Source organism: Burkholderia sp. LAS2 (genome assembly GCF_018417615.1).
In the GTDB taxonomy this organism is placed as follows: domain Bacteria; phylum Pseudomonadota; class Gammaproteobacteria; order Burkholderiales; family Burkholderiaceae; genus Burkholderia; species Burkholderia sola.
The window spans coordinates 1,036,652-1,054,372 of sequence record NZ_CP071052.1; the positions used below are offsets into that span (position 1 = coordinate 1,036,652).

At 65.3% G+C, this 17,721-nt stretch carries 12 protein-coding genes, 1 tRNA gene and 4 pseudogenes; 11 read left to right on the forward strand and 6 right to left on the reverse strand.

Annotated features, from left to right (window positions below; translation table 11 throughout):
* Window positions 1–122: 122 nt before the first annotated feature.
* Both JYG37_RS04835 and JYG37_RS04840 read right to left on the reverse strand, forming a co-directional pair.
* Window positions 123–199 (reverse strand) — tRNA-Pro (locus tag JYG37_RS04835).
* Between the two features lie 149 nt (window positions 200–348).
* Window positions 349–1,344: a polyprenyl synthetase family protein gene (locus JYG37_RS04840; RefSeq protein WP_050013887.1), complete on the reverse strand. Its 996-nt coding sequence runs from the start codon at window positions 1,342–1,344 to the stop codon at window positions 349–351.
* A 210-nt stretch (window positions 1,345–1,554) separates the two neighbouring features.
* On the opposite strand from JYG37_RS04840, the gene rplU reads away from it, so the two are divergent.
* From rplU to proB, 4 genes and pseudogenes are all read left to right on the forward strand, one after another.
* Window positions 1,555–1,866: a 50S ribosomal protein L21 gene (gene rplU, locus JYG37_RS04845; protein WP_004194344.1), complete on the forward strand. Its 312-nt coding sequence runs from the start codon at window positions 1,555–1,557 to the stop codon at window positions 1,864–1,866.
* 24 nt (window positions 1,867–1,890) lie between these two features.
* Window positions 1,891–2,154 carry a 50S ribosomal protein L27 gene (rpmA, locus tag JYG37_RS04850; protein WP_006476999.1) on the forward strand — a complete coding sequence of 88 codons (264 nt, stop codon included), beginning with the start codon at window positions 1,891–1,893 and terminating at the stop codon, window positions 2,152–2,154.
* 186 nt (window positions 2,155–2,340) lie between these two features.
* Window positions 2,341–3,454, forward strand: a pseudogene (obgE, locus tag JYG37_RS04855) (GTPase ObgE).
* A gap of 97 nt (window positions 3,455–3,551) precedes the next feature.
* Complete coding sequence (proB, locus tag JYG37_RS04860) at window positions 3,552–4,670, forward strand: glutamate 5-kinase (protein ID WP_050013885.1); 1,119 nt, start codon at window positions 3,552–3,554, stop codon at window positions 4,668–4,670.
* A 98-nt stretch (window positions 4,671–4,768) separates the two neighbouring features.
* Here the strand turns inward: proB and JYG37_RS04865 are convergent, their stop codons facing one another.
* Together JYG37_RS04865 and JYG37_RS04870 are read right to left on the reverse strand one after the other, a co-directional pair.
* Window positions 4,769–5,377, reverse strand: coding sequence for a CNP1-like family protein (locus tag JYG37_RS04865; RefSeq protein ID WP_050013884.1), 609 nt, complete (start codon window positions 5,375–5,377; stop codon window positions 4,769–4,771).
* Window positions 5,378–5,390: 13 nt separating this feature from the next.
* Window positions 5,391–6,035, reverse strand: coding sequence for an RNA pyrophosphohydrolase (locus tag JYG37_RS04870; RefSeq protein WP_050013883.1), 645 nt, complete (start codon window positions 6,033–6,035; stop codon window positions 5,391–5,393).
* A gap of 218 nt (window positions 6,036–6,253) precedes the next feature.
* Between JYG37_RS04870 and JYG37_RS04875 the strand changes: the two genes are divergently transcribed.
* Window positions 6,254–7,990, forward strand: a complete 1,737-nt coding sequence (locus JYG37_RS04875) for a proline--tRNA ligase (protein WP_050013882.1) — start codon at window positions 6,254–6,256, stop codon at window positions 7,988–7,990.
* A gap of 21 nt (window positions 7,991–8,011) precedes the next feature.
* Window positions 8,012–8,620 (forward strand): MarC family protein, encoded by a 609-nt coding sequence (locus JYG37_RS04880; RefSeq protein ID WP_050013881.1) that lies wholly within the window; start codon window positions 8,012–8,014, stop codon window positions 8,618–8,620.
* Window positions 8,621–8,708: 88 nt separating this feature from the next.
* Here JYG37_RS04880 and JYG37_RS04885 read toward each other — a convergent pair whose 3' ends face one another.
* Both JYG37_RS04885 and ffh read right to left on the reverse strand, forming a co-directional pair.
* Window positions 8,709–9,260 (reverse strand): hypoxanthine-guanine phosphoribosyltransferase, encoded by a 552-nt coding sequence (locus JYG37_RS04885; RefSeq protein ID WP_023477519.1) that lies wholly within the window; start codon window positions 9,258–9,260, stop codon window positions 8,709–8,711.
* A 94-nt stretch (window positions 9,261–9,354) separates the two neighbouring features.
* Entirely contained in the window at window positions 9,355–10,722 is a 1,368-nt protein-coding gene (gene ffh / locus JYG37_RS04890; protein ID WP_089488154.1) for a signal recognition particle protein, read from the reverse strand.
* An 89-nt stretch (window positions 10,723–10,811) separates the two neighbouring features.
* Here ffh and JYG37_RS04895 point away from each other — a divergent pair, with 89 nt between their 5' ends.
* From JYG37_RS04895 to JYG37_RS04915, 5 genes and pseudogenes are all read left to right on the forward strand, one after another.
* Window positions 10,812–11,705, forward strand: coding sequence for a cytochrome C assembly family protein (locus JYG37_RS04895; RefSeq protein WP_213345916.1), 894 nt, complete (start codon window positions 10,812–10,814; stop codon window positions 11,703–11,705).
* Between the two features lie 13 nt (window positions 11,706–11,718).
* A pseudogene (locus JYG37_RS04900) lies at window positions 11,719–12,037 on the forward strand (PP0621 family protein).
* Window positions 12,034–12,624 carry a 1,6-anhydro-N-acetylmuramyl-L-alanine amidase AmpD gene (ampD, locus tag JYG37_RS04905; protein WP_050013877.1) on the forward strand — a complete coding sequence of 197 codons (591 nt, stop codon included), beginning with the start codon at window positions 12,034–12,036 and terminating at the stop codon, window positions 12,622–12,624. Before JYG37_RS04900 ends, ampD begins: the two are co-directional and overlap by 4 nt.
* A gap of 449 nt (window positions 12,625–13,073) precedes the next feature.
* Window positions 13,074–16,081 (forward strand): annotated as a pseudogene (locus tag JYG37_RS04910) (ribonucleoside-diphosphate reductase subunit alpha).
* A gap of 457 nt (window positions 16,082–16,538) precedes the next feature.
* Window positions 16,539–17,655: pseudogene (locus tag JYG37_RS04915) on the forward strand (ribonucleotide-diphosphate reductase subunit beta).
* Window positions 17,656–17,721: the final 66 nt, after the last annotated feature.

The window sequence follows — 17,721 nt, forward strand, 5'->3', positions numbered from 1 at the left end:
TGAAGGACAGGGATGGGGGAAATATAGCAGAGGCCGGCGACCGCGATGTGTCGCGCGCGACACGAGGGCCCGCGGCGGCCGGACGAAAAAACCGTGCACGCGGTGCACGGTTTTTTTAAATCTGGTCGGGGTGAGAGGATTCGAACCTCCGGCCTCTACGTCCCGAACGTAGCGCTCTACCAGGCTAAGCTACACCCCGATTTTTGCTCTTCTGACTTCGCCGTCTTCGTTAAGAATCGCTGCGTCGTCACAAGCAAGAACGTAACTATAACGATGTTTTTTCTAAAAGGGAATACTTTGATGAAGAAAATTTTCGAGACAACGCATCGCTTCGCGTTCGCGGCGTGTTTACGATTGCCGCGACGTCGAGTATGAGCACAACCCGAGCAGGCTTTCCTTGTAGATCGAATCGGGGAACGCGGCAATCGCCGCGGCGGCCGCCTGCGCTTCCTGGCGTGCGCATTCAAGCGTGTGATCGAGCGCGCCCGAGCGCGTGATCGCTTCGAAAATCGTGTCGAAGCGATCGGTGCCGCCGTGTTCGATCGCCTCGCGTGCGAGCGCCGACTGTTCGGGCGTGCCGCGCTCGATCAGATAGATGAGCGGCAGCGTCGGCTTGCCTTCGCGCAGGTCGTCGCCGGCATTCTTGCCCATTGCCTCGGCGGTGCCCGCATAGTCGAGCCAGTCGTCCATGATCTGGAACGCGGTGCCGATCCGGCGGCCGTATTCGGCGGCGGCGGCCTCGGTCGGCGCATCGGCGCCCGCGAGCACCGCGCCCAGGCGCGCCGACGCCTCGAACAGCTTCGCCGTCTTGTAGCGGATCACCTGCATGTAGCGCGTTTCGTCGACGTCCGCGTCGTGCATGTTGAGGAGCTGCAGCACCTCGCCTTCCGAAATGATCGTCGTCGCTTCGGACAGGATCTCCATCACGCGCATCTTGCCGACGCCGACCATCATCTCGAACGAGCGCGAGTAGAGGTAGTCGCCTACCAGCACGCTCGCCGCGTTGCCGAACAGCGCATTGGCCGTCTGGCGGCCGCGGCGCAGCTCGGATTCGTCGACGACGTCGTCATGCAGCAGCGTGGCCGTGTGGATGAACTCGACGACGGCGGCCAGCACGTGCCGCTGGTGCGACGTTTCGCCGAGCGCGCCGGCGACGAGCAGCAGCAACGCCGGACGCAGCCGCTTGCCGCCCGCGCCGATGATGTATTCGGCGATCTGGTTGATCAGCAGCACGTCGGACGCGAGGCTTTGCCGGATAACGCGATTCACCTGCTCCATGTCGCTGGTGATCGGGGCGAGCAGGTGGGCGGCGCTGAGGGTGGGGGAGGCGGTGGACGACGACATGATGATGGAATTGGGTGATGCGGCGGATTATAAGTCGAATCCGCGATATGCCGGTCTGTCAGACGTACCAGCGGCGCGATTTTGGCCGTCCGGCCGAAGCCCGCGCGCGGCAATCGTCGATCGGCTTTGACTTGGATGCTAAGCCCATGTATAATCACGTGTTTTCCGCGCGTGGTGTGCGGAAAAATTGGATCCAGAGTGAGGTTCTCAATGTACGCGGTCATAAAAACCGGCGGCAAGCAGTACAAGGTTGCCGTTGGCGAAAAACTCAAAGTAGAACAGATACCGGCTGACATTGACGCTGAAATCACGCTCGACCAGGTTCTCGCAGTGGGCGAAGGCGAATCGATTCAGTTCGGTACGCCGCTGGTCAGTGGGGCTTCCGTCAAGGCCACCGTTGTGTCGCACGGTCGTCATGCCAAGGTCACCATCTTCAAGATGCGTCGCCGGAAGCACTACCAAAAGCACGGCGGCCACCGCCAGAACTACACTGAGCTGCGCATCGACGCGATCAACGCGTAAGCGCCTCGGTAAAGGAGCAATCAGATGGCACACAAAAAGGCAGGCGGCTCTTCCCGGAACGGCCGCGACTCCGAGTCGAAACGTCTCGGCGTGAAAGTGTACGGCGGCCAGGCAATCAACGCTGGCGGCATCATCGTGCGTCAGCGCGGCACGCGCATGCACGCTGGCGAGAACGTCGGCATGGGCAAGGATCACACCCTGTTCGCGCTGGTCGACGGTCACGTCAAGTTCGCGACGAAGGGCGCGGACAAGAAGCATCTGGTCATCGTCGTCCCGGCGGCTGCCTAAGTCAGGCACCCACGGGCTTCGTAGCCGAAAGGCCCCGCAGTCTTCGCGGGGCCTTTTTTATTGGGTCGCCGCCCGCCAGTGCGGACCGGCGACCCTCGCGCAACCGGCGGTCGATCGGCCGAACGGCAGATTGTTCAAGCGTGCCGGCGCGCGGCACAATAGCGGAAATACTGGGCGGAGTGACGAATGAAGTTCATTGACGAAGCACGAATCGAAGTCATCGCCGGCGACGGAGGCGATGGCAGCGCGTCGATGCGCCGCGAGAAATTCGTCCCGTTCGGCGGGCCGGACGGCGGCGACGGCGGCCGGGGCGGCAGCGTTTACGCGATCGCCGACCGCAACATCAACACGCTGATCGACTACCGTTACGCGAAGAAGCACCTCGCGCGCAACGGCGAAAACGGTCGCGGCTCGGATTGCTACGGCAAGGGCGGCGACGACGTCACGCTGCGCATGCCGGTCGGCACGATCATCAGCGACATGGAAACGGGCGAGCTGATCGCCGACCTGACCGAGCACGACCAGCAGGTGATGCTCGCGCAGGGCGGCGCCGGCGGTCTCGGCAACCTGCATTTCAAGTCGAGCACGAACCGCGCGCCGCGCCAGAAGACGGACGGCAAGCCGGGCGAGCGGCGCATGCTGAAGCTCGAGCTGAAGGTGCTCGCCGACGTCGGCCTGCTCGGCATGCCGAACGCGGGGAAGTCGACCTTCATCTCGTCGGTGTCGAATGCGAAGCCGAAGATCGCCGACTACCCGTTCACGACGCTTGCGCCGAATCTCGGCGTGGTGCGGGTCGGCCCGAGCAAGAGCTTCGTGATCGCCGATATCCCGGGGCTGATCGAAGGGGCGGCCGAAGGCGCGGGCCTCGGGCATCAATTCCCTGCGTCACCTGCAGCGTACCGGCGTGCTGCTGCATCTGGTCGATCTCGCGCCGTTCGACGAAAGCGTCGATCCGGTCGCGGAAGCGACGGCGATCGTCGGCGAACTGCGCAAGTATGACGAGGCGCTCTACGAGAAGCCGCGCTGGCTCGTGCTCAACAAGCTGGACATGGTGCCGGAAGACGAGCGCGAGGCGCGCGTCGCGGATTTCCTCGACCGTTTCGGCTGGGACGGCCCGGTGTTCGAGATCTCGGCGCTGACGGGCCAGGGCTGCGAAGCACTGTGCTACGCGATCTACGACTACCTCTCCGAACATTCGGACGCGCATCGCGCGGCGGAGGCGGAGGATCTCGCGGCGGACGTGCGTTTCCGCGATGCGCCGCCGGCGAAGGGCGGCGCGGCCCCGGGCGACGACGCCTGAACGGTCAGGCGGTCAGATCACGCGCCGGGCGTGCCGCCCGGCGTCGGCGTTCCATCGCGCCCGGCGGGCCGGCATCAGATACAGGAGACAGTGCAGGATGCGTTCGATCATCGCGGATTCGAAGCGATTGGTGGTGAAAGTGGGTTCCAGCCTCGTGACCAACGACGGCAAGGGGCTCGATCATGCTGCAATCGGCCGCTGGGCAGCCCAGATCGCCGCGTTGCGTGCGCAGGGCAAGGAAGTCGTGCTCGTCAGTTCGGGCGCGATTGCCGAAGGCATGCAGCGGCTCGGCTGGAGCAAGCGGCCGCGGGAAATCGACGAGCTGCAGGCCGCTGCCGCGGTCGGCCAGATGGGGCTCGCGCAAGTCTACGAGAGCCGCTTCACCGAGCACGGCATCCGCACTGCGCAGATCCTGCTCACGCACGCCGATCTGGCGGACCGCGAGCGCTACCTGAATGCGCGCTCGACGCTGCTCACGCTGCTGCGGCTCGGCGTCGTGCCGATCATCAACGAAAACGACACGGTCGTGACCGACGAAATCAAGTTCGGCGACAACGACACGCTCGGCGCGCTCGTCGCGAACCTGATCGAAGGCGATGCGCTGATCATCCTCACCGACCAGTCGGGGCTGTTCACGGCCGATCCGCGCAAGGACCCGAATGCGACGCTCGTCGGCGAGGCCAATGCGGGCGCACCGGAGCTCGAGGCGATGGCGGGCGGGGCCGGTTCGAGCCTCGGTCGCGGCGGGATGCTGACGAAGATCCTCGCGGCGAAGCGTGCGGCCCACAGCGGCGCGAATACCGTGATCGCGAGCGGCCGGGAGTCCGACGTGCTCGTGCGCCTGGCGGCCGGCGAGGCGATCGGCACGCAACTGATCGCCCGTACCGCGCGGATGGCGGCACGCAAGCAATGGATGGCCGACCATCTGCAGGTGCGCGGCCATGTCGTGATCGACGCGGGCGCGGTCGAGAAGCTGACGGCCGGCGGCAAGAGCCTGCTGCCGATCGGCGTGATCGACGTGCAGGGCGCGTTCGCGCGCGGCGAGGTGATCGCGTGCGTCGGCCCGGACGGGCGCGAGGTGGCGCGCGGGCTCACGAACTACAGCAGCGCGGAAACGAAGCTGATTCACCGCAAGCCGAGCGGCGAGATCGAGACCGTGCTCGGCTACATGCTGGAGCCCGAACTGATTCATCGCGACAACCTCGTGCTGGTGTGAGCGCCGGCCAAATGCCGCCGTTCAAATGAAAAAGCCCGCGCGATGCGGGCTTTTTTGTCCGGCGGGAGGGCGATGCGGACGACCCGCATCGCGTGCCGTCAGCGCAACTGCGTCATCGCGGTGCGGTGGAACCGGATGTTTTCGAGGATCTGCCGGGTCGAGCCCTGCGGCATCTTGTTCGCGCAGAAGTAGTCCTGGTAGAGCGCGGAGTGGTAGGCGTTCAGCTCGCCGTTCTCGATGCGCCGCCAGTCGTTCTCGACGGTGCGATCCCAGCCGTTGTGGTCCGAGTTCAGGCCGGCGTACTGGCGCCATTCGTAGGTGTCGCAGCGGATGCCTTCGTAGTTCACGTTGCGCGCACCGGCCGGGCTCGTGACGACGACTGCGTAGCGCACGACGCCGTCGCTGCCGACCTCGAGGGACTTCGCATCGACGAAGAACTTCAGCGGTGTGTTCTGCGACACGTTGAACGGCAGCAGATCGCCCGTTTGCGGCAGCGGCGGCAGCGTGTCGACGGCGTTTTCCTTCCAGGTTCCCTGACGGTCGAGCAGGTACACGAACTCGCTGTCATCCTTGTTGGACGGCGCTTTCGAGTTCGCGCAGCCGGCCAGGGCGGCCATCGCGGCGATCGATGCGAGCGCGAGAGCAATCGCTTTCAATATGCATTCCTCGTAAAAAAAGGGCGCGACACCAAGGTCGCGCCCGGTCATGCAGTCCGACTCGTCACTTGCCGACGATCACGTGGGGCGGCATCTCGTCGAGCGTGCTCGCTTCCACTTCGATCTCCGAACAAACCACCGATGCGTCGACAATCGTCAGCGTTTGAGCCTGTGCGCCAATGACGCGCGGATAGCGCGACACACGCGGCCCGCGCGGCTTCTCGGCTCGCTGCGCCGGGCGGCGCAGGAAGCGCGACAGTTCCGTCAGCGCCAACTGATAGACATCCCGCTTGAACTCGATCACCGCATCGAGCGGTACCCAATACTCGTTCCAGCGCCACGCATCGAACTCCGGGTGGTCGGTCGCGCGCAAGCAAATGTCGCAATCGCGTCCAACCATCCGCAGCAGGAACCAGATCTGCTTCTGGCCGCGGTAATGACCGCGTACTTCGCGTTTGATGAACTTGTCAGGCACCTCGTAACGCAACCAGTCGCGGGTGCGGCCGATTATCTTGACGTGTTCCGGATGCAGGCCCGTTTCCTCGTGCAGTTCCCGGTACATCGCCTGCATGGGGGTCTCGCCGTACTTGATCCCACCTTGAGGAAACTGCCAGGAATGCTCGCGGAGCCGCTTGCCCCAAAACACCTCGTTGCGCGCGTTCAAGAGGATGATGCCGACGTTCGGGCGAAAGCCTTCACGATCCAGCATACAACCACCTTCGAATCCTTTAAAATTGCTTTGATTATAAACAGATAACGGGCGCTGCGCACCGTGACGGAGCGAATCCGCGCGGGGCACACCGGCTGAATTGTCCCTGATTAGTCTGCTACGTCATCTGCGCCATCGTCGTTCGCGGCGCGCCGCTTTTTCACCTTGAAACTTTTTCGGGCGCCCCGCCTGGGGGCGCCGTTTTTGGAACCGTCCGCATGAAAGCTTCCCGTTTCTTTATCGGCACCCTGAAAGAGGCACCCGCCGACGCAGAGATCGTCAGCCACAAGCTGATGGTCCGCGCCGGCATGATCCGTCGCGTCGCCGGCGGCATCTACAACTACCTGCCGGTCGGCCTGCGTTCGATTCGCAAGGTCGAGGCGATCGTGCGCGAGGAAATGAACCGGGCGGGCGCCATCGAGCTGCTGATGCCGGCCGTGCAGCCGGCCGAGCTGTGGCAGGAGTCGGGCCGCTGGGAGCAGTACGGCCCCGAGCTGCTGCGCTTCAAGGACCGCAAGGACAACGATTTCGTGATCGGGCCGACGCACGAGGAAGTCGTCACCGACATCGCGCGCAACCAGATCAAGAGCTACCGGCAGATGCCGGTGAACTTCTACCAGATCCAGACGAAGTTCCGCGACGAGATCCGCCCGCGCTTCGGCGTGATGCGCGGCCGCGAATTCATCATGAAGGACGCGTATTCGTTCGACAAGGATGCGGCCGGCCTGAACGAGTCGTACCGCAAGATGTACGACGCGTACGTGCGCATCTTCACGCGCCTGGGCCTCGAGTTCCGCGCGGTCGCGGCCGACAGCGGCTCGATCGGCGGCAACTTCTCGCACGAGTTCCACGTGATCGCCGATACCGGCGAGGACGCGATCGCGTACTGCCCGACGTCCGAATTCGCGGCGAACGTCGAGGCGGCCGAAGCGCTGCCGCTGACGCCTGAGCGCGCGGCGCCGGCCGAAGCGATGGAAAAGGTCGCGACGCCCGGCAAGGCGAAGTGCGAGGCCGTCGCCGAACTGCTGGCGATCCCGCTCGAGCGCACGATCAAGTCGATCGTGCTCGCGACCGACAACGAAGGCGCCGAGCCGACCATCTGGCTCGTGATGCTGCGCGGCGATCACGACCTGAACGAGATCAAGGTGTCGAAGCTGCCGGGCCTGAAGAACCACCGCTTCGCGACCGAGCAGGAAATCGTCGAGTGGTTCGGCACGCCGCCGGGCTATCTCGGCCCGGTCGGCACGAAGAAGCCGGTGAAGGTGATCGCCGACCGTACGGTCGCGAACATGAGCGATTTCGTCGTCGGTGCGAACGAGGTCGACTATCACATCGCGGGCGTGAACTGGGGCCGCGACCTGCCGGAGCCGGACGTCGCCGACGTGCGCAACGTGAAGAAGGGCGATCCGTCGCCGGACGGCAAGGGCGCGATCGACATCTGCCGCGGCATCGAAGTCGGCCACGTGTTCCAGCTCGGCACCAAGTACTCGGAAGCGATGGGCGCGACGTTCCTCGACGAGTCGGGCAAGCCGCAGCCGATGCTGATGGGCTGCTACGGCGTGGGCATCACGCGCATTCTCGGCGCGGCGATCGAACAGAACTTCGACGACCGCGGGATCATCTGGCCCGAGTCGATCGCGCCGTTCGAGGTCGTGCTGTGCCCGATGGGCTATGACCGCAGCGACATGGTGCGCGAGACGGCCGACAAGCTGTACGCGGAACTCGTCGCGGCCGGCATCGACGTGATCCTCGACGATCGCGGCGAGCGCCCGGGCGTGATGTTTGCCGACTGGGAGCTGATCGGCGTGCCGCATCGTCTCGTGATCGGCGAGCGCGGCCTGAAGGAAGGCAAGATCGAGTACCAGGGCCGCCGCGACGCCGAAGCGACGCTGCTGCCGGCCGACACGGCCGCGGCGACGGTCGCCGAAAAGATCCGCGCCGCGCTCGCGCACTAAGCGCGGCGACCGGGGGACACGATGGAATACACGTTCCTGTCGGCCACCGTGCTCCTCGTGCTGATCACGGATCCGCTCGGCAACATCCCGCTGTTCATCACGGCGATGCGGGATGTGCCGCGCGAGCGGCGCGTGAAGCTGATCCTGCGCGAAGTGGGGATCGCGTTCGTGATCCTGCTGTTCTTCATGCTGGTCGGCGACCGCTTCCTGCGGATGATGAGCCTCACCGACCTGTCGCTGCGGCTCGGCGGCGGGATCGTGCTGTTCCTGATCGCGCTGCGGATGATCTTCCCGCATCCGGACGGCGCGCTCGGCAGCGATCCGCGCGCGGGCGGCGAGCCGTTCATCGTGCCGCTCGCGATTCCGGCGCTGGCCGGGCCGTCCGCGCTCGCGACGGTGATGCTGCTGACGTCGCAGGCGCCCGGCAAAATGCTCGAGTGGGTCGGCGCGCTGACGGTCACGATGATCGTCTGCGCGATCACGCTGGTGCTGGCCGAACGGATTCAGGCGTGGCTCGGCGAGCGGACCGTCGCCGCGTTCGAGCGGCTGATGGGCCTCGTGCTTGTCGCGATCTCGGTCGAGATGCTGCTCGCGGGCATTCGCGCGTTCGTGCACCAGTTGCAGCCGTAGCGCGGGCGGCGCGGCGGGCCGACGAAAAAAGCGGCGCTCCGGGCAACCGGAGCGCCGCTTTCTATTTATATAGCGGACAGCGCGGCGATCAGACGTTCGCGGTCAGCGCGCGGATCGTCGGCAGGTTGCGCCAGTAGCCCTTCGCGTCCATCCCGCAGCCGAACACGTAGCGGTCCGGCACCGAGAAGCCGCAGAAGTCGGGGTGCAGCGGTTTCGCCTTCGCGAGCGTCTTCTCGCACAGCACGGCCGACATGAAGCGCTTCGCGCCCATGTCGAGGATGCGGTCGCGGATCGCGGCCATCGTCTCGCCTTCGTCGAGGATGTCGTCGAGTACGAGCACGATGCGGTCCTTCACCGATTCGCGCGGCGCGACGCGCCAGTGCATCTCCGGGCTGCCCTGCGTCGTGTTGCGGTAGCGGGTCAGGTGGATGTAGTCGAATTCGAGCGGGAAATCGAGATGCGGCAGCAGCATCCCGGTAAACACCGCAGCGCCGCCCATCACCGAGAGAACGAGCGGGAACGCGTCGCCGATCTCGGCGCGGATCGCGTCGGCCATCTTCGAGATCGACGCATTGACGGCGTCGGCCGAGACGATCTCTTCGGAGTGGTCGAAAATGTGGAGGGCTTCTTCGCGGTTCATGTGTTCTGGCGGGCAGTCGGTATACAAATAAGGATGAAGCAGAACGGCAGGCGCGCGCTACGGCAAAAACCCGCGCGCCGGCCGACGGACGTAATCAGCGCATGCCGGGCATCATGCCTTTCAGGCCGCGCATCATCTTCTGCATGTTGCCGCCCTTCAGCTTCTTCATCATCGTACGCATCTGGTCGTACTGGTTCAGCATCCGGTTGACTTCCTGCACCGGCACGCCCGCGCCGGCCGCAATGCGGCGCTTGCGCGTCGCCTTGATGATTTCGGGTTTCGCGCGCTCGGCGGGCGTCATCGAGCTGATGATGCCTTCCATCCGGCGGATCGACTTCTCGGCCTGGCCCATGTCGGCGCCGGCAGCCGCCTGCTGGAATTGCGCGGGGAGTTTGTCCATCAGCGACGACAAACCGCCCATGTTCTTCATCTGCGAGATCTGCGCGCGGAAATCGTTCAAGTCGAAATCGCCGCCTTTCTTGACCTTGTCGGCGAGCTTCTGCGCGGCCTGGACATCGACGCCGCGCTGCGCTTCCTCGACGAGCGCGAGGATGTCGCCCATGCCGAGGATCCGGTTCGCCATCCGGTCGGGGTGGAACACCTCGAGGCCGTCGAGCTTCTCGGCGACGCCGACGAACTTGATCGGCTTGCCCGTGACGTGACGCACCGACAGCGCGGCGCCGCCGCGCGAATCGCCGTCGAGCTTGGTCAGCACGACGCCGGTGAGCGGCAGCGTGTCGTTGAACGCCTTCGCGGTGTTGACGGCATCCTGGCCGAGCATCGCGTCGACGACGAACAGCGTTTCGGCCGGCTTCAGCGCGCCGTGCAGCGCGGCGATTTCCTGCATCATCGCTTCGTCGATGCCGAGGCGGCCGGCCGTGTCGACGAGCAGCACGTCATGGTAGTGGCGCTTCGCCCAGTCGACGGCCGCGAGCGCGATGTCGACGGGCTTCTGGTCCGGCGTGGACGGGAAGAAGTCGGCGCCGACCTGCTCGGTCACCGTTTTCAGCTGCATGATCGCGGCCGGCCGATACACGTCGCACGACACCGTGAGCACCTTCTTCTTGTACTTCTCGCGCAGCAGCTTCGCGAGCTTGCCGACGGTCGTAGTCTTGCCCGCGCCCTGCAGGCCGGCCATCAGGACCACGGCGGGCGGTGTGACCGCGAGGTTCAGCTCGGCGGCCTTGCCTTCGTAGTCGCCGCCGATCACGGCGGTCAGTTCCTTCTGGACCACGCCGACGAGCGCCTGGCCCGGCGACAGGCTGCTGATCACTTCTTCGCCGAGCGCCTTTTCCTTGACCTTGGCGATGAATTCGCGGACGACCGGCAGCGACACGTCGGCTTCCAGCAGCGCGAGACGCACCTCGCGGAGCATCTCCTGCGTGTTCGCCTCGGTGAGCCGGGCCTCGCCGCGCAGCGTCTTGACGACGCGCGCCATCCGTTGAGTGAGATTGTCGAGCATGGGGAGCGATGGACAGTGGGGCCCGAAGGCGCGGCGGAACCGAACAAAGGGAGCCGTCGCGGGAAGGGGGCCTAGTGTAAACTTCGAACATGGATATTGTACTGTATGCCCTCACCGCATTCCTGTACGGCGGCCTCGCCGTCGCAGGCTGGCGCACGCATCGCCAGGGCGCGACGCCGCTCGTCGCGAGCGTGCCGGCCGTGCCGGTCCCTGCATCGGCCGCGTCCGGGATGAGCGGGGCCGGTCGCGCGCTGCTGTTCGCCGCGCTGCTCGCGCGCGGCGTGCTGCTCCACATGACGATCTTTCCGAACGACGCGATGGTGTTCGGCTTCGCGTTCGCGCTGTCCGCGATGTTCTGGCTCGGCGCCGGCATCTACTGGATCGAGAGCTTCTTCTTCCCGCTCGACAGCCTGCGCCTGCTGGTGCTGCCGCTCGCGTGCGGCGCGTCGCTGCTGCCGCTCGTGTTCGGCGGCGTGCGGGTGCTGCCTTATGCCGCAGCGCCGCTGTTCAAGCTGCATTTCCTGATCGCGAACATCGCGTACGGCCTTTTCGCGATCGCCGCGCTGCACGCGATCCTGATGCTGATGGTCGAGCGGCGCCTGCAGTCGCTGCGGCACGGCGGGCGCGACGGCTCGACCGGCTGGATCGCGAGCTGGCTCGAAACGCTGCCGCCGCTGCTCACGCTCGAGAAGCTGCTGTTCCGCCTGATCGGCGCCGGCTTCGTGCTGCTGACGCTGACGCTCGCGTCGGGCATCCTGTTCAGCGAACAGGTCGACGCGCGCGCGTTGCGGCTCGACCACAAGACGGTGTTCGCGATCCTGTCGTGGCTGATGTTCGGCGGCCTGCTGGTCGCCCGCAAGACGTCGGGCTGGCGCGGCCGCGGCGCCGCGCGCTGGGTGCTCGTGTCGTTCGCCGCGCTGCTGCTCGCGTATGTCGGCAGCCGATTCGTGTTCGAGGTGCTGCTGCACCGCTCCGTGGTTTGACCGCAGGTTTCCGATGCGACAGATTCTTCTCCTGATCCTTCTCTTCTTCGCCGGTTCTTGGCTCGCGCGCAAGCTGCGCCGCGCAGGAACAGGCGCAGGCGCGCACCGGCCGCGGCGCCGGTTACGACGGCGCGCCTGGTGCCGGTGTCGGTGGTGGCGCCGCGCGCCCGAACGGCGACGCGCGGTCGCTGCCCGAGCCGATGGTGCGTTGCGCCGAATGCGGCGTGCACGCGCCGAAGGGCGACGCCGTCGCCGCGAGCGGCGAATACTTCTGCAGCGCCGAGCATGCGCAGCGCCACGCCACGCGCGTGAACGGCCGCGACGCGCGATGAGCGACGCGCCGGTGTTGTCGGTCGACGCGAACGGCTGGGTGCGCGAAGCGCGCCATGCGCCGTCGCCGAACTTCGAGGCGCGGCCCGCGGGTGCGGCGCCGACGCTCGTGGTCGTCCACAACATCAGCCTGCCGCCCGGCGAATTCGGCGGCGACGCGATCGAGGCGCTGTTCCTGAATCGCCTCGACTGCGATGCGCACCCCTATTACCAGCGCCACCTGCGCGGCGTGCGCGTGTCCGCCCATTTCCTGATCCGCCGCGGCGGCGAACTCGTGCAGTTCGTGTCGTGCGACGAGCGCGCGTGGCACGCGGGCTCGTCCGAGTTCTTCGGCCGCACCCGCTGCAACGATTTCTCGATCGGCATCGAGCTCGAGGGCGCGGACGACGTCCCGTTCGACGATGCGCAATACGCGGTGCTCGCCGCGCTCTCCCGCGCGCTCGCCGCGCACTATCCGGTCGACGCGTTCGCGGGTCACTCGGACGTCGCGCCGGGCCGCAAGACCGACCCGGGCCCGCACTTCGATTGGCAACGCTTCGCGAGCGATGCCGGTTTTTCCGCCGAATACTTTCCTTTCCGTCAGCACTGATCGCGGGGTTTTTGAGCGGAGAAAGTTTTTCTCCGACCAATGCCTTGCCGTGTCTGCGCGCGAGCGATGTCAAGACCTTCGCCGCAAATTATCCGTTTGGACGTCCTCCGAATGTCCACTATACTTGGTGCCAGTTGAGTAGTTCTGTACTAGATATAGGTGTGTCGCAGGGGAAAACCCGAGCGGCACCGGCCGGCGGGCAACGTCGGCGGACAGGGTTCTCACGGCGGCGCGTCAGGCCGGGCGGTCCGGGCGTCGCGACCAGCGCAGCGAACATCGACGGGGCAGGGTACACATGACGAAGCACACGACCGGCTGGGTTGTCGCGCATCGACCGAACCGGCTTCCCCGGCGCATCGCTCGCCTCTTACCGCTCGCGCACCGCATTGCGCAGCGTTCGTTTTAATCCGCGGTTCTCTCCGCACCATCCAACACCAGGAGCTTTGCACATGCAAACCACCGACAACGCGACGTCCCAGTACGAGAGCGCCTCGAGCCGTCCGCTCGGCGGGACCGAACAGGGCGCGAAGGCGCTCGCGCCGCAGGCCACGTTCGCCGACTACAAGGTGATCCGCCGCAACGGCAGCGTGGTGTCGTTCGAACCTTCGAAGATCGCGATCGCGGTGACCAAGGCTTTCCTGGCCGTCAATGGCGGGCAGGGCGCGGCATCGGCGCGCGCGTGCGCGAGCAGGTCGAACAACTGACGCACAACGTCGTTCGCGCGCTCGTGCGCAGCCGCCCGAACGGCGGTACGTTCCATATCGAAGACATCCAGGACCAGGTCGAACTCGCGCTGATGCGCGGCGGCGAGCACAACGTCGCGCGTGCGTACGTGCTGTATCGCGAGAAGCGTCACCTCGAGCGCCAGCATGCGGGCGAGGAAGCGGCGGCAGCGGGCGGCGAGTCGACCACCGGCATCAACGTCGTCGACAACGGCGTCACGCGCCCGCTCGACCTGAACGCGCTGCGCGCGCTGATCGTGTCGGCGTGCGACGGCCTCGGCGCTGCGGTTAACCCTGACCCGATCGTCGCGGAGACGGTGAAGAACCTGTACGACGGCGTGCCGATGAGCCAGGTCTACGACTCGGCGATCCTCGCGGCGCGCACGATGATCGAAAAGGACCCGGCGTACAGCCAGGTCACGGCCCGCATCCTGCTGCACACGATCCGTCGCGAGATTCTCGGCGAGGAAGTCGTGCAGGCCGAGATGTCGACCCGCTACGCCGAATACTTCCCGCAGTTCCTGAAGCGCGGCGTCGACGCCGGCCTGCTCGACGACAAGCTGCTGCAGTTCGACCTGAAGCGCCTCGGCGAAGCGCTCGACGCGAACCGCGACCTGCAGTTCGGCTACCTCGGCCTGCAGACGCTGTACGACCGCTACTTCCTGCACGTCGAAGGCACCCGCATCGAAATGCCGCAGGCATTCTTCATGCGCGTCGCGATGGGCCTGTCGCTGAACGAGATCGACCGCGAAACGCGCGCGATCGAGTTCTACAACGTGCTGTCGAGCTTCGACTTCATGAGCTCGACGCCGACGCTGTTCAACTCGGGCACGCACCGCTCGCAGCTGTCGTCGTGCTACCTGACGACGGTCGCGGACGATCTCGACGGCATCTACGAAGCGCTGAAGGAAAACGCGCTGCTGTCGAAGTTCGCCGGCGGCCTCGGCAACGACTGGACGCGCGTGCGCGCCCTCGGCTCGCATATCAAGGGCACGAACGGCAAGTCGCAAGGCGTGGTGCCGTTCCTGAAGGTCGTGAACGACACGGCCGTCGCGGTGAACCAGGGCGGCAAGCGCAAGGGCGCGGTCTGCGCGTACCTCGAATCGTGGCACCTCGACATCGAGGAGTTCCTGGAGTTGCGCAAGAACACCGGTGACGACCGTCGCCGTACGCACGACATGAACACGGCGAACTGGATTCCCGACCTGTTCATGAAGCGCGTGATGGAAGGCGCCGACTGGACGCTGTTCTCGCCGTCGACCTGCCCGGACCTGCACGACAAGTTCGGCGCCGAATTCGAGAAGGCTTACACGGCTTACGAAGACAAGGTCGCGCGCGGCGAGATCAAGCTGTTCAAGAAGATCCCGGCGCAGCAGCTGTGGCGCAAGATGCTCGGCATGCTGTTCGAGACGGGCCACCCGTGGATCACGTTCAAGGATCCGTGCAACGTGCGCTCGCCGCAGCAGCACGTCGGCGTCGTCCATTCGTCGAACCTGTGCACGGAAATCACGCTGAATACGAGCGACACCGAAATCGCGGTGTGCAACCTGGGCTCGGTGAACCTCGTCGCCCACCTGGTGAAGCAGGCCGACGGCAGCTACGCGCTCGACCACGACAAGCTCAAGCGCACGATCAGCGTCGCGATGCGCATGCTCGACAACGTGATCGACATCAACTACTACGCGGTGCCGAAGGCGCGTAACTCGAACCTGAAGCACCGCCCGGTCGGCATGGGCATCATGGGCTTCCAGGACTGCCTGCACCTGCTGCGCACGCCGTACGCGTCGCAAGAGGCGGTCGAGTTCGCCGACCGTTCGATGGAAGCCGTCTGCTACTACGCGTACTACGCGTCGACCGAGCTGGCCGAAGAGCGCGGCCGCTACTCGAGCTACCGCGGCTCGCTGTGGGATCGCGGCATCCTCCCGCAGGACACGCTGAAGCTGCTGACGGAGGCGCGCGGCGGCTACGTCGAGGTCGACACGTCGGAATCGCTCGACTGGACGACGCTGCGTTCGCGGATCGCCGCGCACGGCATGCGCAACTCGAACTGCGTCGCGATCGCGCCGACGGCGACGATCTCGAACATCATCGGCGTGTCGGCCTGTATCGAGCCGACCTTCCAGAACCTGTACGTGAAGTCGAACCTGTCGGGCGAATTCACGGTGGTGGTGAACGAGTACCTCGTCCGCGATCTGAAGGAACGCGGCCTGTGGGACGAAGTGATGGTCGCCGACCTGAAGTATTTCGACGGCATGCTGTCGCGCATCGACCGCATCCCGGCCGACCTGCGCGCGATCTACGCGACCGCGTTCGAGGTCGACCCGACGTGGCTGGTCGAAGCGGCATCGCGTCGCCAGAAGTGGATCGACCAGGCGCAGTCGCTGAACATCTACATGGGCGGCGCGTCGGGCAAGAAGCTCGACGAGACCTACAAGCTCGCATGGCTGCGCGGCCTGAAGACGACCTACTACCTCCGCACGATGGCGGCGACGCACGTCGAGAAGTCGACGGTCGCACACGGCGCGCTGAACGCAGTGCCGACGGGCGGTGCGGGTGGCGGCTCGAGCAGCGGCGGCGCGCAAGGCGCGGCGGGCGGCTTCGGTGCGGCGGGCGGCGGTGCGTCGTCGGGCGCGGTCAACGCGGCGCCGGCACTCGCGCCGGTCGAAGCGGATGGTCCGGTGTGCACGATGCGTCCGGGCGACCCCGGCTTCGACGAGTGCGAAGCGTGCCAGTAACGCAGTGCGCCTGACCTGAGAAGCAGGCCTGCGCGGCGCACACGACGACCGATCGAGGTTGAAGTGTGCGCCGCGCTCAACTAAAAAAATGATAAGGAATCTGTAACGCGACACCTGCGTTGCAGGCAATGACAAGCGATCGAAACATCTCCGACGGCGTCGCGTTTCGATCGGCGTTCGATGCGTCGAGCGCACCTCGCGATACACGCGCGACTCACATCGCGCGCTGCATGAACGACGATGCGTTGCTCAAAGTGTTGTATCGAGGTCGCAACGCGAATCGAAAAAGGATTTTTCGTGAGCGAACCCTTTTATCGCTCAGGAAAAGATGGTACAAACCGTTCTAAATTGATGGTGAGAATTTATGCTCAACTGGGATGACGAGAAGACTGCCGTAACCCCCGCGAGCGGAGCGCAGCAAAACGCGATGCGCACCTCCGCCGGGATGGCTGTCGGAATGCAGGCTGCAACGCCTGCCGCCCATCAGGTCCGCGACATTTTCGAAGGCGATCTTGCGGTGCCGCCGCAAGCATCGGCTGTTCCCGCCGGCGGGTCGGAAGCGCGGGTCAATGTCGCCGACAAGCGCATCATCAACGGCCAGACTGACGTCAATCAGCTGGTGCCGTTCAAGTACAAGTGGGCGTGGGAAAAGTATCTGGCCGGTTGCGCGAACCACTGGATGCCGCAGGAAATCAACATGTCCCGCGACATCGCACTGTGGAAGGACCCGAACGGTCTGACCGAGGACGAGCGCCGCATCGTGAAGCGCAACCTCGGCTTCTTCGTGACGGCCGATTCGCTCGCGGCGACAACATCGTGCTCGGCACGTACCGCCACATCACGGCGCCGGAGTGCCGGCAGTTCCTGCTGCGCCAGGCGTTCGAGGAAGCGATCCACACGCACGCGTACCAATACATCGTCGAATCGCTCGGCCTCGACGAAGGCGAGATCTTCAACGCGTATCACGAGGTCACGTCGATCCGCGCGAAGGACGAATTCCTGATCCCGTTCATTCATACGCTGACGGACCCGGCCTTCAAGACCGGCACGCTCGAAGCGGATCAGAAGCTGCTGAAGTCGCTGATCGTGTTCGCCTGCATCATGGAAGGCCTGTTCTTCTATGTCGGGTTTACGCAGATCCTCGCACTCGGCCGCCAGAACAAGATGACGGGTGCTGCAGAGCAATACCAGTACATCCTGCGTGACGAGTCGATGCACTGCAACTTCGGCATCGACCTGATCAACCAGATCAAGCTCGAGAACCCGCATCTGTGGACCGCGGAATTCCGCGCCGAGATCCGCGAGCTGTTCAAGCAGGCTGTCGAATCGAATACCGCTACGCCGAGGACACGATGCCACGCGGCGTGCTGGGTTTGAACGCGTCGATGTTCAAGAGCTATCTGCGCTTCATCAGCAACCGCCGTTGCCAGCAGATCGGCCTCGACCCGCTGTATCCGAACGAGGAAAACCCGTTCCCGTGGATGAGCGAGATGATCGACCTGAAGAAGGAACGCAACTTCTTCGAGACGCGTGTGATCGAGTATCAGACGGGGGGCGCGCTGTCCTGGGAATAACCCGCAGCAGCGAACCCGTTACATGATGGAGCAGCCGGTGGCCTCTCGGCCCTGGCCCAAGGTTTA